This is a genomic window from Parafrigoribacterium soli (assembly GCF_040227235.1).
In the GTDB taxonomy this organism is placed as follows: Bacteria; Actinomycetota; Actinomycetes; order Actinomycetales; family Microbacteriaceae; genus Parafrigoribacterium_A; species Parafrigoribacterium_A soli.
In genome coordinates, this window is record NZ_JBELNZ010000001.1 from 26763 (window position 1) to 40863 (window position 14101).

Annotated in this window: 15 protein-coding genes; 8 read left to right on the forward strand and 7 right to left on the reverse strand. The window is 68.6% G+C overall.

All coding sequences use genetic code 11. The features are described from left to right. The first annotated feature begins 1 nt into the window (after position 1). Positions 2 to 865, forward strand: coding sequence for a UbiA family prenyltransferase (locus ABUA37_RS00120; RefSeq protein WP_349897073.1), 864 nt, complete (start codon positions 2 to 4; stop codon positions 863 to 865). 3 nt (positions 866 to 868) lie between these two features. Here the strand turns inward: ABUA37_RS00120 and ABUA37_RS00125 are convergent, their stop codons facing one another. From ABUA37_RS00125 to ABUA37_RS00135, 3 genes are read right to left on the reverse strand one after another with little or no spacing between them, the layout of a single operon-like run. After that, entirely contained in the window at positions 869 to 2293 is a 1425-nt protein-coding gene (locus tag ABUA37_RS00125; RefSeq protein WP_349897074.1) for an MFS transporter, read from the reverse strand. Between the two features lie 4 nt (positions 2294 to 2297). Further along, on the reverse strand, positions 2298 to 2981 hold the full coding sequence (locus tag ABUA37_RS00130; RefSeq protein ID WP_349897075.1) for an esterase/lipase family protein: 684 nt from the start codon (positions 2979 to 2981) through the stop codon (positions 2298 to 2300). Further along, entirely contained in the window at positions 2978 to 3781 is an 804-nt protein-coding gene (locus tag ABUA37_RS00135) for an alpha/beta fold hydrolase (RefSeq protein WP_349897076.1), read from the reverse strand. Before ABUA37_RS00135 ends, ABUA37_RS00130 begins: the two co-directional genes overlap by 4 nt. A 103-nt stretch (positions 3782 to 3884) precedes the next feature. Here ABUA37_RS00135 and ABUA37_RS00140 point away from each other — a divergent pair, with 103 nt between their 5' ends. Further along, the gene (locus tag ABUA37_RS00140) at positions 3885 to 5432 is read left to right on the forward strand and encodes a molybdopterin-dependent oxidoreductase (protein ID WP_349897077.1); all 1548 of its coding nucleotides are present in this window, start codon (positions 3885 to 3887) and stop codon (positions 5430 to 5432) included. On the opposite strand, the gene ABUA37_RS00145 is transcribed toward ABUA37_RS00140, so the two are convergent. Genes ABUA37_RS00145 through ABUA37_RS00160 form a run of 4 tightly spaced genes read right to left on the reverse strand, consistent with a single transcriptional unit; the run spans position 5419 to position 8412 of the window. Next, a complete protein-coding gene (locus ABUA37_RS00145; protein ID WP_349897078.1) occupies positions 5419 to 6378 on the reverse strand; it encodes an ABC transporter ATP-binding protein in 960 nt (319 codons plus the stop codon). The genes ABUA37_RS00140 and ABUA37_RS00145 overlap by 14 nt on opposite strands. Then, on the reverse strand, positions 6375 to 7196 hold the full coding sequence (gene modB / locus ABUA37_RS00150; protein ID WP_349897079.1) for a molybdate ABC transporter permease subunit: 822 nt from the start codon (positions 7194 to 7196) through the stop codon (positions 6375 to 6377). The genes ABUA37_RS00145 and modB overlap by 4 nt, the downstream gene beginning before the upstream one ends. Next, positions 7193 to 7996 (reverse strand): molybdate ABC transporter substrate-binding protein, encoded by an 804-nt coding sequence (modA, locus tag ABUA37_RS00155; protein WP_349897080.1) that lies wholly within the window; start codon positions 7994 to 7996, stop codon positions 7193 to 7195. The genes modB and modA overlap by 4 nt, the downstream gene beginning before the upstream one ends. An 8-nt stretch (positions 7997 to 8004) precedes the next feature. Then, the gene (locus ABUA37_RS00160) at positions 8005 to 8412 is read right to left on the reverse strand and encodes a TOBE domain-containing protein (protein WP_349897081.1); all 408 of its coding nucleotides are present in this window, start codon (positions 8410 to 8412) and stop codon (positions 8005 to 8007) included. A gap of 130 nt (positions 8413 to 8542) precedes the next feature. On the opposite strand from ABUA37_RS00160, the gene ABUA37_RS00165 reads away from it, so the two are divergent. The 6 genes from ABUA37_RS00165 (at position 8543) to ABUA37_RS00190 (ending at position 14069) form a co-directional block, all read left to right on the forward strand. After that, positions 8543 to 9757 (forward strand): molybdopterin molybdotransferase MoeA, encoded by a 1215-nt coding sequence (locus tag ABUA37_RS00165; protein WP_349897082.1) that lies wholly within the window; start codon positions 8543 to 8545, stop codon positions 9755 to 9757. After that, the gene (gene moaCB, locus ABUA37_RS00170) at positions 9754 to 10719 is read left to right on the forward strand and encodes a bifunctional molybdenum cofactor biosynthesis protein MoaC/MoaB (RefSeq protein ID WP_349897083.1); all 966 of its coding nucleotides are present in this window, start codon (positions 9754 to 9756) and stop codon (positions 10717 to 10719) included. Before ABUA37_RS00165 ends, moaCB begins: the two co-directional genes overlap by 4 nt. Before the next feature lie 230 nt (positions 10720 to 10949). Continuing rightward, complete coding sequence (locus ABUA37_RS00175; RefSeq protein ID WP_349897084.1) at positions 10950 to 12239, forward strand: HNH endonuclease signature motif containing protein; 1290 nt, start codon at positions 10950 to 10952, stop codon at positions 12237 to 12239. Between the two features lie 248 nt (positions 12240 to 12487). Continuing rightward, entirely contained in the window at positions 12488 to 13081 is a 594-nt protein-coding gene (locus ABUA37_RS00180) for a sulfite oxidase-like oxidoreductase (protein ID WP_349897085.1), read from the forward strand. Next, positions 13078 to 13809: a ferredoxin reductase gene (locus tag ABUA37_RS00185; RefSeq protein ID WP_349897086.1), complete on the forward strand. Its 732-nt coding sequence runs from the start codon at positions 13078 to 13080 to the stop codon at positions 13807 to 13809. The genes ABUA37_RS00180 and ABUA37_RS00185 overlap by 4 nt, the downstream gene beginning before the upstream one ends. Continuing rightward, a complete protein-coding gene (locus tag ABUA37_RS00190) occupies positions 13806 to 14069 on the forward strand; it encodes a DUF6510 family protein (RefSeq protein WP_349897087.1) in 264 nt (87 codons plus the stop codon). The genes ABUA37_RS00185 and ABUA37_RS00190 overlap by 4 nt, the downstream gene beginning before the upstream one ends. Positions 14070 to 14101 lie beyond the last annotated feature (32 nt).

A 14101-nucleotide genomic window follows, 5' to 3' on the forward strand; every position in this document is an offset into this window, starting at 1 on the left:
AATGACCACGAAATCGACGCGGGATGCGGCGCCGCGCTACGGAGTCGTGTCGCTTCTGCTGTCCACGCACCCCGGGCCGGCCATCGCCGTCACCGTGGTCGCGGTGGTGCTCGGCATGGCCGTGGGCCTCGAGCCGTGGCGCGTCGTGCTCCTCGGTCTCGCCGTGCTCGCGAACCAGTTCTCGGTCGGCCTCTCCAACGACTGGCTGGATGCCGAGAGGGATGCTGCGGTCGGCAGGCGGGACAAGCCCGTCGCTCGCGGGTGGATCTCCACTCGCGCGGTGCGCGGCGCAGCCTTCGCGACGGCGGCCGTCGCTATCGCGCTCACCCTGCCACTGGGACTGCCCGCGACGCTCGCTCACGCCGTCTTCATCCTGTCGGCGTGGGGCTACAACCTCGGCCTTAAGAGCACAGCACTCTCGGTTCTGCCCTATGTTCTCAGCTTCGGGCTGCTTCCTCTGATCGCCACCCTCGCGCTGCCGACTCCGGGCGTCGCCGCCGGCTGGGCAATGACCCTCGGCGCACTGCTCGGCGTCGCCGCGCACTTCGCCAACGTGCTGCCCGACCTCGAGGATGACAGGGTCACCGGCGTGCGCGGGCTGCCGCACCGGCTCGGAGGCCGGGTGAGCGGGATCGTGACGTATCTTGTGCTCGCCGCGGCATCCGTCGTCGCACTGCGGGGGCCACGCGGGCCGGTCGGCTGGCTACAGTTTGCGGGAGCTGCCATCGGAATCGCCATCGCGGTGGCGGGCATCGCGCTCGTCGTCACGCGACCGCCGAGCCGACTGCTGTTCCAGCTGATCATCCTCGCCGCACTGATCGATGTGGCCGAACTCGCCCTCGCCGGCGAACGACTGCTCGCCTGAGCATCAGTCCGCCGCGGCCTCGGCGGGGGCATCCGCGATCGGTGCCCGGTCGCTGGCATGCAGATTCCGGATGCCGAACGCCGAGATCACGCCGCCCGCGATGAGCAGCGCTCCCGTGACCACGAGTCCGCGATGCAGACCGGACACATCGAGCTTCGCGCCGATGATGATGCCGAGCATGGCGACGGCGACGAGACCGGCGACCCTCGACACAGCGTTGTTGATCGCGGAACCGATGCCCGCCTGGCTCTCGTCGATCGAACCGAGGATCGCCGCTGTGAGCGGCGCGACGGTGATCGAGAGCCCGAGGCCGAAGACAAGGGTGCCCGGCAGCACCTGGGTCCAGTAATCGGCCGTCTCGTCGATGCGGATGAGCAGGAGGTAGCCGATGCCGGCGATGATCGGCCCGATGGTCATGAACAGTCGCGGTCCGTGGCGACCGGCGAGCGTGCCGAAGACCGGCGAGAGGGCGATGTTGAGAATCGACACGGGAATCATGGCGAGACCGGCGAGCGTGGCGGGATAGTTCGCGACCTGCTGGAGGAACACGACGACGAGCAGACCACCCATCGAAAGGGCCGCGTAGATCGCAACCGTGGCGATATTGCCCATCCCGAAGTTGCGCACGCGGAACAGGCCGAGCGGCATCATCGGCTGCTTCGCCGTGTGCTCCCGCCAGAGGAAGGCCGCGAGCGCGACGACGCCGACGGCCAGCGGCAGGTAGATAACGGGGCTCGACCAGCCGTAATTGCCCTGCTCGATGAGGGCGAAGACGGGTCCTCCGAGGCCGACGATTCCGAGGATGGCGCCCGCATAGTCGATGGCCACTCCCGGCTTGCGCGCATCCTTCTGCTTGAGCACGGCGAGGAGCCAGAGCGCGACCGCGATCGGCAGCACGTTGATCACGAAGATCAGGCACCACGAGAGCAGGTCGACGAACAGCCCGCCGATGAGCGGGCCGGCGAGGAAGGCGCCGCTCGTCCATGCCGTCCACAGACCGATCGCCCTGGCCTGGGCGGCGCCGCGGAACGACGACATGATGATCGCGAGCGAACTCGGAACGAGCAGTGCCCCCGCGATTCCCTGCAGGCCGCGAGCGACCACCAGGAATTCGCCACTCGGAGCTATGCCACAGAGCAGTGAGGCCGCACCGAAGCCGACGAGGCCCCAGCGCAGCACGACGATGCGTCCGAAGACATCCGAGAGCGAACCGGCGACGAGGATGAGCGCGCCGAGCGTGATGAGGTAGGCGTCCACCACCCACTGCTGGATGCTCAGACCGCCGCCAAGATCGTGGCTGATCGCGGGCAGCGCCACATTGATCACCGAACCGTCGAGGAACGCGACGAATGAGGCGAGGATGGCGATCGCGAGCACGAGGCGCTGCGCACGCGTCATGACCTGCTGTGTTCCGGGCTTTGTGCTCATGGCCTCATTCTGGACCCGTCGCACCCCCGACGGCTTCTCGCACCGCGGCCAGGAGCCGCGGATCGTTCAGCGGGCGAAAGTGTCCGCTCAACTGCAGCTCGATGTTCCTCGCACCCTCGAGCCTGCTGCCCTCGGGAATCACCGGATCGAAGCTGCTGAAGATCGACGTGATGCGGGAGTTCGCCTCGAGATTCGCGGCGAGGGTGGCAATCGTCTCGTTGGTGGGCAGGAACGCGCGCAACGGTGCCGCCGGAGCATACCTGGCCAGGCGCGAGCCCGAAAACGGGGAATTGATCGCGACCATGCTGTCTATGCGATCGGCCACGGCATCCGTCACCATGAGCTGCTTGCCGATGATGCCGCCCTTGCTGTGCCCCACGATCACCGTGTGTCGAAGGTCACGCTCGACGAGGATGCGAGTGGCCAGTTCCGCACTGTCGGCGATCGGCTTGCGGTTGTAGCCGAGTTCTTGAACGACGTGCACCGGATGCCCGAGCCGGTTCAGCAAGTCCCCGATCGGCTTCAGAAACTGCCAGTTCTCATACACGCCGGGCAGCAAGAGGACCGGAGGCGCCTCCCCCGTGGCGTAACGCTCGGGAATCGCGGCATCGGCGAGGTAGTGCAGCTGCACCCCGGCCGCATACACGTGGTCGAGCGTCCACACCCAACTCCAGCGTGCGACGCTCATGCGGAGCCGTGTTCGACGATCATTGCCGCGACCTCGCGCGGCCGGGAGTACATGATGACGTGCGCCCCGGGCAGTTCGCGTAGTTCGGCATCCGGTATGAGCGCGGTCACGGATGCGGCCCAGTCGCGCGGCACAATCGGGTCGGTCGTGCCGCGCACCACGAGCGTCTTCGCCTGCACGCCGGGCAGTCGCTCCTCCATGTGGTCGTCGAGCAGATTCGGAACCTGGGACAGGAAGTACGGGATGCCGCAGCGGAACAGGTAGTCGGTGGCGACGATGAGGTTGGCCGCCGGCGACTCCCCCGGCAGGTCGGCGAGCAGCAGGCGCAGTTGCGTGGGCAGGGTGCGCTCGGCGGGGTTCGTCGTCGGCGCGAGCAGCACCAGACGGTCGGTGATCTCCGGCTGGTCCACCGCGAGGCGGGAGACGACCTGCGTGCCCATCGAATGGCCGACGAGGACGGGGTCGGGGATGCCCTCGAGCTCGAGGAAGCCGGCCAGGACATCCGCGTGTTCCTGGATCGACACTCGTCGATGCGGATTCGGTGTGAAGCCGTAGCCCGGAAGGTCGATGAGGAAGACGTCACCGGCCGCCGCCAGCTCCGCGGCGAGGGGGCGGAAGTAGCGGGAGGAGACTCCGATGCCGTGCACGAGCACGAAGCTGCGTGCGGGCACGCGTGCACCTGCGTGTGGCAGGCGAGTGACGCCCAATTGCAGACCGGCCACGCGGTTGAGCGTGGAACGCGAGCGGACTCCGCGGATGCTCCGCGCGCCCCGGTCGGCAACGAGGTACTCTGCGCTCACGCCTTCACCCTAACCTCGCCGAGATCGCACCCCGCTCAGGCGCAGGATTCTCTCGGCCCGCGTGCAGGCTCGAGGAGCGCCGCGAACCTATGCTGGGCACACCATGACGCCGCCCTCCACTGCCACTCCGCCGTCCCGCCGATGGTTGTGGTGTGCCATCGGCCTCACTGCGGTCATCGGGGGACTCGGCGCGGCAGAGCTCGTCGCGGCACTCATCGCACCGGCAGCGAGCCCACTGCTCGTCGTGGGTGCCCTCGTGATCGATCTCGTGCCTGGGTGGGTCAAGGATGCCGTGATCGCCCTGTTCGGCACGGCCGACAAGCTCGTGCTGCTCATCACCCTCGGCGTTCTGGTCGCCATCGTCGCAGCCTTCGCCGGGCTCCTGGAGCGCGCGCGCAGGCCGTGGGGCGGCGCGCTGATCGCGGTCGTCGGGCTCATGGGCATCGTCGCGGCGGTCACCAGGGCGAATGCCGGTCAACTCGCCGCCCTCCCGTCGCTCATCGCGATCGTCGTCGGCATGCTCGTGCTGAGGATGCTGGCGAGACGCCTCGATCGCGCCGGCGAGGCGCCAGCGACATCCGAGTCTCGTCGCGCCTTCCTCGTCGCCGCGAGCGCGAGCGCGGGGCTCGGCGTCATCGCCATCGTGGCCGGTCGCGCGCTCACCGCCGGCCAGCGCGCCACGCAAACGGTGCGCACCGCGTTCAAGCTTCCCGCCGCCGCGAGCCCGGCATCCGCGCTCTCCCCCAGCACGGCATTCGAGGTGAGCGGGCTCTCGCCGCTCGTGACGCCAAACCGCGAGTTCTATCGCATCGACACCGCGCTGCAGGTTCCCGTGGTCGACCCGAAGGAGTGGAAGCTCGAGATCGTCGGGATGGTCGACGAGGAGGTCAGCATCACCTTCGACGAACTCGCGGCGCTTCCCCTGGAGGAGAGCTACACGACGCTCGCCTGCGTCTCGAACTACGTCGGCGGCGAGCTGATCGGTAACGCGAAGTGGCTCGGCTACCCCATCAGGGAGCTGCTGAAGCGAGCGGGGCCGCACCCGAAGGCCGACATGGTGCTCTCCACCAGCGTGGACGGCTTCACCGCGGGCACACCGCTCTCCGTGCTCACCGACGACCGCAACGCGATCCTGGCCCTCGGTATGAATGGCCAACCACTCCCCTTCGAGCACGGCTACCCGGTGCGGATGGTCGTGCCCGGCCTCTACGGCTACGTCTCTGCGACAAAGTGGGTCAACCGGCTCGAAGTCACGACCTTCTCCCAGCACTCCGCCTACTGGACCGAGCGCGGCTGGTCCGAGCGCGGACCGGTGAAACTGTCCTCGCGCATCGACGTTCCGCGCGATGGTGGCGGCCCGGTCAAGGCCGGCACCGCGACGGTCGCCGGGGTCGCCTGGGCTCAGCACACCGGCATCAGCGCCGTGCAGGTGCGGGTCGATGACGGCCCGTGGAACGATGCGGAACTGGCCGACGCCATCTCGGCCGACACCTGGCGCCAGTGGAAGTGGGACTGGCCGGCCCGCGCCGGCCACCACGTGCTGACCGTGCGCGCGACCGACGCGAACGGCACCGTTCAGACGGCGAAGGTCGCCGACGTCGTTCCGGATGGCGCTACCGGGCTGCACAGCGTCGACGTCACCGTTTCGTAGGCCCAACAGCCAGCCACACGCCGGCGGCCGGAGCGAGGCGCAGCTCGGCGACCTCCGCCGCCGAGAGATCGGCGAGAATCTGCTGCGCCGAGTCCAGTCGCACGGTGACCCGCACCGTGTCGAGCTGCTGCTCGATGCTCGCGACCGTGCCCTGCCAGCGGGAGTTGGCATCCGGCGCGGCCTGCACCGTGACCGCACTCGGGGCGAAGGCCTCGCCGTCGACGAGGTTGAGTCCCATGAGCCGCGCGACGTAGTCCGTCTGCGGCGCGCGCGCGACGTCGAGCGGTGCACCGCGCTGCACGACGCTGCCGTTCTCGATCACCACGAGCTCGTCGCCGAGCACGAGCGCGTCGAGCGCGTCGTGGGTGACGACGACCGCGCATCCGTCGTACTCGCGCAGGTGACTCGCGAGCTCGGTGCGGAGCTCCGCCTTCACGGAGGCGTCGAGGGCGGCGAGCGGTTCGTCGAGCAGCAGCAGGCGCGGTTCGCCGACGAGCGCCCTTGCGAGCGCCACCCGCTGAGCCTGCCCACCAGAGAGCTGCGCCGGCCGCGCCTCGGCGAAGCGAGCAAGGCCCACCCGGTCGAGCCAGGCCATCGCACGATCGCGAGCCTCCTCTTTCGGCACGCCCGTGGCACGCAGACCGAACGCCACGTTTTCGAGCGAGCTCAGGTGTGGGAACAGCAGGTAGTCCTGAAACACAAAGCCCACGCGCCTGCGCTCGGAATCGAGGTGCACGGTCGGGTCATCAAAGGTCGTTCCGTCGAGCCGGATGCTGCCGCTGGCCGGGCGCACCAGGCCGGCGATGGCACGCAGCGCGCTCGATTTGCCCGCGCCGTTCGGTCCGAGCAGCGCAACCGTGCGCCCAGTCGGAACCTGCAGGGACAGGGCGAGCGAGAAGCCGGGTCGCTCGACCGTGAAGTCAGCGAGCAGACCGTCGCCGCTCACGCCGCGACTCCCGAAACCCAGCGGTCTCGCAGGCTCGCGAGCACCGCGACAGACACGACGAGCAGGACGAGCGAGATCACGATGGCGCCATCCGGATTCGTCTGCATGGCGAGATATGCCGAAATCGGCATGGTCTGCGTGACCCCGGGAAAGCTGCCGGCGAAGGTGATGGTGGCGCCGAACTCACCGAGGGCGCGCGCGAAGCACAGCACGGCGCCCGCGGCGACGCCTGGCAGCACGAGCGGCAGGGTGACCCGGCGGAAGATGTACCAGCGCGAGGCACCGAGCGTGGCCGCGACGTCCTCCAGCCTGCGATCGGCGCCTCGCAGGGCGCCCTCGACCGCGAGTACGAGGAAGGGCATGGCCACGAAGGCCTCCGCGATCACGACGGCGGGGGTGGTGAACGGGATGGAGATGCCGAGCCACTGATCGAGATAGCGGCCGAGGAGTCCGTTGCGGCCGAGGAGGAGCAGCAGCGCCACGCCACCGACGACGGGAGGCAGCACGAGCGGCACGAGCACGAGCGCGCGCAGCAGGCGTCTCGGCGCCGCCGCCCAGCCGTGCGAGCGCGCCAGTACCCAGGCGAGCGGGATGCCGAGCAGGAGACACAGCGCCGTGGCCGAGAGCGCGCTCACGAGCGAGAGCACAAGGGCGGAGCCGATCACGGGATTCATCAACTGCTCGGGAAGGGTCGCCCACGGCGCCCGCACGATCAGCGCGAGGAGCGGCAGCAGGAGAAAGCACAGGGCAACACCCGCGGGCACCCACAGCACGCCCGGGATACCGGAACCGCGCCTGTCGCTCGCGCCCGTCGTCACTGCTGGCTCTTCGGAAGGTCGAAGCCGGCCGCCCCGAGCACGGTCTTGCCGTGGTCGCCCAGGATGAACGCGACGAATGCCGCAGCGAGCTTCCTGTGGGTGGAGGCCTTCAGCGGCGCGATGAGGTAGTCGTTGATCGCACTGTCCGCCTCCGGGAAGGAGATTCCACTGATCCCGTCACCCGCGGCCTGGACGTCTGTGCGGTAAACGAGGGCGGCATCCACCTCGTTCAGCTGCACCTTCGTGAGCGCCGCCTTCACGTCCGGTTCCAGCGTGTCGGGGGCGGGGGTGAGTCCGGCCTTCGTGAACACGGTCACCGCGGCGGCACCGCACGGCACCTCGGGTGCGCACAGCGCGATCTTCTTTGCCGGATCGGCGAGGTCTTTGAGGCCTGTGACGTGTCCGGGATTCGATGCCGGTACCGCGATCTCGAGTCGATTGCGCACGAACACGACGGGCGCCGTGGCCGCGGCACCCGCATCCGTGACCGACTTCATCGTCGCCGGGCTCGCCGAGGCGAAGACGTCGGCGGGGGCTCCGGAGACGATCTGCGCGGCGAGGGCCGAGCTGCCGCCGAAATTGAAGGTTACGGTGACGCCCGGATGCTCGGCGTGGAACTCAGCGCCCAGCTTCTGGAAGGTTCCGGTGAGGGAGGCGGCCGCGTCGACGACGAGAGTTCCCGAGAGTGCCGAGGCCTTCGCAGCGGGGGCGGATGCCGGGACAGCGTTGGCGCTGCACGCCGCGAGCCCCAGCGTCGCGGCGACCATCGCGGACACGAGTGCTGCGCGCGGGATTCTCACTGCTGCTCCTACTGTTCGGGCAGGTCGATGACGACCGTCGTGGCCTTGACGCTCGCGATGGCGAGCGATCCGACCTCGAGCCGCAACTGGTCGACGGCCTCGCGGCTCATGAGCGACACGAGTCGGAACGGCCCCGCCTGCAGCTCGACCTGAGCCATCACGGTGTCCTTGGTGACCTTGGTGACGATGCCGCGAAGCCGGTTCCTTGCTGAGCTGCGCGATCCGCCCGCCTCGGAAGCAGCATCCAGAGCGTTGGCCTGTGCGAGCGCCGCGAGTTCGACCCCGTCGACGAGCGAGCGGCCGTTCTCGCCCTTGACGAGCGTGAGCCGACCGAACTCGGCCCAGCGCCGCACCGTGTCGTCGCTCACGCCGAGCAACGCGGCGGCCTCGCTCACTCTGAATCGATGTTGTGCCATGCCTCGAGATTACCCGTGCTGGGTCCGCTTTTGCGCCTTCACAGCCATTTTAATTCCGCTTTTGCGCACATCTAGCGCGGCTAAGGTTTAACCGCGGGGATCTCCCGACATCGCGGCAGGAAAGACGGCAATGACCTCGGTCGAAGAACACGCTCAGCACGTCAGAACGCTCCTTGCTTGGGCGCTGAGGGCGACGGATGAAGCGGTCGAGCTTCCGCTGTCGGATGCGCTCGGCAGGGTCACGGCCTCGGTGGTGCGCTCCCCCATCGACCTCCCGCTCTTCCGCAATTCGCAGATGGACGGCTATGCCGTGCGTTCCGCCGACCTGGCGCAGATTCCCGCGATCCTGCCCGTGGTGGGCGACATTCCGGCCGGTCCGGCGAGCCCGCCCGCGCTGGCTCCTGGCACCGCGGCCAGGATCATGACCGGCGCCGTCGTGCCGGAGGGGGCGGACTGCGTCGTGCCGGTCGAGGACGTGGAGCTCGAGCCGGGAAACAGGCCCGACCCGCTCGAGGGCGCGACCGTGCGGATTTTGGCGGGGCGGGCATCCGGAGATTTCGTGCGGGAGAGAGCGAGCGACCTCGCGGCGGGCGCGGAACTGCTTCCCACCGGGCAGCTGCTCGGGGCGCGCCATCTCGCCGCCCTCGCTGCGGCGGGAATCACCACCGTGGCGGTGCGCCGCAGCATTCGCGTGGCCGTGATCAGCACGGGCGCCGAACTCGTCGCGCCGGGCGACTCGCCGAAGCCTGGGCAGATCTTCGACTCGAACCTCACGGCGCTCTCCGCGGCGGTGATCGAAGCGGGCGCCGAACTCGTGCTCGCCGAGCGCAGCAGCGACGAGACCGCCGTCTTTCGCGACATCCTCGATCGTGCGACCGGGCTCGCCGACCTGGTCATCACGTCCGGCGGTATCTCGGAGGGCGCGTACGAGGTCGTGCGCGAGACCGTGGGGCCCCTCGGGGCATCCGTCGGACACGTCGCCATGCAACCCGGCGGACCGCAGGCCACCGCCGTCGTGAACGGAGTACCCGTGCTGTGCTTTCCCGGAAACCCGGTCAGCACGCAGGTGTCGTTCGCGGTCTTCGCGAGGCCACTGCTGCTCGAGGCAGCCGGGCGGGGCGCGAGCGTCACGGGCGAACGCACGCTCGCGGCCGCGCTTCGCTCCGTCGCGGGCAAGCGGCAGTTCCTGCGCGGGCGGCTCGGTGCAGGCGACTCGGTCGAACTCGTCTCCGGCCCCAGCTCACACCTCGTCGCCGCCATGGCCAGGGCGGATGTGCTCGTCGACATCCCCGCGGAGGTCACCGAACTCGGCGCCGGTGAGACCGTGAGAGTCTGGTCACTATGAACGAACTATCGCATGTCGATTCCGACGGCAGGGCCCGGATGGTGGATGTTGGCGACAAGGCCGAGTCGAGCCGCTTCGCCACCGCGGGCGGCCGCATCACCACCACGGCGGAGGTCGTTGCGCTCGTGCGCGCGGACGGCATGCCGAAGGCGGATGTGCTGTCGACCGCGCGGATCGCAGGCATCAACGGTGCGAAGAAGACGTCCGAGCTCATTCCGCTCTGCCACCAGCTGAACCTCAACTCCGTGAAGGTGTCGTTCGAACTGGCCGAGAATTCGATCGCGATCGAGGCGACGGCGAAGACCTTCGGTCGCACCGGCGTCGAGATGGAGGCGCTCACCGCGGTGGCGGTCGCGGGACTCACGCTGCACGACATGATCAAGGCGGTGGATCCCGCGGCGGTGCTGGGCGACATCCGCCTGGTGAGCAAGACCGGCGGCAAGCGTGGTCACTGGACTCGGGACGGTGTGATCCCTCCCGCCGCGGTGCGTCCGGGTACGGCGACGGTCGTGGTCGCGTCGACCACGGGCGCCAGTGGTGAGCGGCCGGATACGACGGGGCCGGTGATCGCGTCATGGCTCGTTTCTGCTGGCTACGCGGTCGACGAGGTCAGCGTCGTTCCGGATGCCGGGATCGCCGCGGAGTTGGCTCGCGTTGTTGCTACTGCCCCGGCCGTGATCATCACGACCGGCGGTACGGGCGTCTCCCCCACCGACCAGACCCCGGAGGCGACGGCCGCGCTCCTCGATCGCGAGCTGCCCGGCGTTGCCGAGGCGTTGCGCGCGAAGGGCATGGCATCGACCCCGATGGCGGCCCTGAGTCGCGGACTCGTCGGCGTCGCGGGCCAGACCATCGTGGTGAACCTGCCCGGGTCGCGTGGTGGTGTGAAGGATGGTCTCGCCGTGCTCGACGAGCTGCTGCCGCACCTCGTTGCGCAGGCGTCCGGGGATCCCCGGCACTAGCCTGTTTCGCCGGTCGAGTGGCCGCGACGTGCGAGCCCGCGTATCGACACCTTCGTGCACGTACCCCGTGGGGGCCTCGATACGCTCGTTCCTCGCTACTCGACCAGCGGGTATGACGCTGGTCGAGCGTTCCGTTGGTCGAGTAGGCCGCGACGAAGGAGCAGCCGTTATCGAGACCGGGACGCCGTGCAGTCACCTGCAATGTCGGTGGTTGCGTGTTGAGTTAGAGCATGGAAAAGGTGGTCGACACAGCGACGAGTGAGGCAACGCCCTCGCTGCACGCTGCCGTCGCCGAGACCATTTCTGACATCGTTGACGCCGTGGTGGGCGTCGAAAAGATGATCGCCGGGCTCACGGCGATGCGCGCCGAATTGCTCAATCAGGCCATCGTGTTCGCCGAACTGGAAGACCAGGTGTCGTCCACCGACAGTTCGCCTTTCATACCGTCCCAGTCGATGCAGTGGCGGTCGCTTCGGGCGGAGGTCGCGTGCGCGATGAGGATCCCCGAGCGCACGGCCGAGAACCAAATCGCTACGGCCCACGGCCTCACTCGCTCACTCCCGTTGACGCTCGTTGCGTTGAAGGTCGGTGAAATCAGCTATCGACACGCCGAGGCGATAGTCGACAGCGTCGCAGGACTCGATGCGGATGCCACAGCGGCGCTCGAAGCAGCCGCGCTCCCCTACGCGCGCAACCTCACCGTCGCCAAGTTCGAACGCAAGCTTCGCACCCTGCGCGAACGCACCAACCCCGAGACAATCGTCGAACGCCGTGAACGGGCCACGACCGACCGCGAAGTCACCTTCACACCCGGCCGCGACGGCATGGCCTGGCTCAGCGCGTACCTCCCCGCCCCGGATGCGCTGGCCGCCTTCCACAGACTCACCGAACTGGCCGGATGTCTGCGCGCCATCGACAAGACCTCCAGCGACTCAGTGCCCACGCGCGCGCTCGCGCAGGCACGAGCGGACGCCCTCCGCGACCTCCTCGTTGACGGCGAACCCGCCCTCGAAGGCCCGCGCGGCATCCGACCCACCGTGTATGTCACGGTGCCGGCGATGACCCTGCTCGGCCGTTCGGACGAGCCGGCGAACCTCGACGGCTACGGTCCGATCGACGCCGAGACGGCGCGCGAACTGGCCGCTCGTGCGCCGAGCTTCATCAGGCTGCTCACCCATCCGGAGACCGGTACCGTGCTTTCCGTCGGCAAAGACAGCTACCGCGTGCCGAGCGACCTCAAGAACTGGTTGCGGCTGCGCGACAGCACCTGCCGCTTCCCCGGATGCTCCCGCACGGCATACCAATGCGACATCGACCACACCGACGACTGGGCCTACGGCGGCGAAACCCGCCACGACAACCTCGCCCATCTCTGCCGAAGTCACCATCGACTCAAACACAACAGCGGATGGCGCGTGCAGCACAACCACTCGGTGAATGAACCGCCGGGCACGCTCACCTGGATCTCACCCAGCGGACACGAATACACGACAGAGCCCGACGTGCGCCTGCGCGCGTGACGCGGCACGACGCGGTCGCACGATCGGGTTTCGATACGCTCGTCCCTCGCTACTCAACCCACGTAGATAGGCGGGTTGAGTAGGCCGCAACGAAGGAGCAGCCGTATCGAACCCCGGGTCGCGATCGGGCTTCGATACGCTCAACCCGCGCGACGCATCCGTCCTCGACCGCAGCCGGCACCGCGAGTAGCATCGCGCTAACGCTCGGTTCGGCGGTGCAGACGCAACGGGTATCAGGAGGCCAGCACATGGGGTTCTTTTCATCAGGCTTCTCCGGGCGCGGGCGCTCCGACGACCCCGCCTTGCCGCCCGGGCAATACCTCACCGAGAGCTTTCCGGTGCTCTCCGCGGGTCCCACGCCGCGCATCGACGAGGGCGAATGGGCCTTTAGCATCACGACGGAGACCGGCGTCGTGCACGCCTGGAACTGGGAACAGTTCCGCGCACTGCCCGCCGAAGACGTGACCACCGACATCCACTGTGTCACCAGCTGGTCGAAACTCGGCACCGGCTGGCGCGGCGTCTCCCTCGACACCCTGTTCGCGGATGTCGACACCAGCGCCGACTTCACCATGACCTACTCCTACGGCGGCTACACGACCAACGTTCCGCTCGAGGATCTGCTCGGCGGCAAGGCGTGGGTGGCGTTCGAATTCGACGGCGACGAACTCGAGCCGGAACACGGCGGACCGGCCCGCATGCTCGTGCCTCACCTGTACTTCTGGAAGAGCGCGAAGTGGGTGCGCGGCATCCGCATGATGGAGAACGACGAGCCCGGATTCTGGGAGCAGAACGGGTACCACATGTACGGCGACCCCTGGCTCGAACAGCGCTACTGGTGAGCTTCGCACCGGCAACCATCGTCGCCGCGCATCCGGAGACCCCGGGTGCTCGCACCCTCACCCTCGAGGTCGAGGGATGGCAGCACCACCGCGCCGGGCAGCACGTCGACGTGCGCCTCACCGCAGAGGACGGCTACACTGCGGTGCGCTCGTACTCGATCGCATCCTCCGCAAGCTCCGCGCGACTCGAGATCACCGTCGACCGACTCGTTGACGGCGAAGTCTCGCCCTACCTCGTCGACGTTGCCGAAATCGGCGATCGCCTCGAAATACGCGGACCGGCCGGCGGCTGGTTCGTCTGGCGGGGTGACGACGACGGTCCCGTGCAGCTGATCGGCGGCGGCTCGGGTGTCGTGCCGCTCATGTCGATGATCCGCTCCCACGGCGACGCGGTGAGCCGCGCACCATTCCGCCTGCTGCACTCGGTGCGGTCGCCCGCATCCGCCCTGTTCTACGAGGAGCTACAGCAGCGCGCCACACAGGACGCTCACCTCGAGGTGCGCCACGCGTTCTCGCGCGCGACACCGCCGGGCTGGCCCACCGCGCCCGCCCGCCTCGACCGAGACGCGATCGAGGCGAGCGTGTTCCCGCCGTCGGAGGGGGCAACCTTCTATGTCTGCGGCTCCACGCCGTTCGTCGAGGCCGTCGCCGACTGGCTCGTCGACGCGGGACACGCGCCCGAGAGAATCAGAACCGAACGCTTCGGCGGAATAGGAGTCTCGCCATGACCACCGTGAGCGCGCTCGACGGCAATGCCGCGGCCGGACCGCTGCTCGAACTCTTCGCGATCGACCTGACCTCAGCATCCGGGCGGTGCGAGCATTGCGGCCGCGTCTGCGTGCTCGCAGAGACCGTGCTCTACGACCAGGCACCCGGGCTCGTGGTGCGCTGTCGCGGGTGCGACGAGGTGCTGCTGAAGCTCGTCGACAGCGGTGATCGGATCTGGCTCGACCTGCGCGGGCTCAGCTATCTCGAGATCTCACGCTGAGGCGATCGCGTAACACTGTCTGGTACGCCATA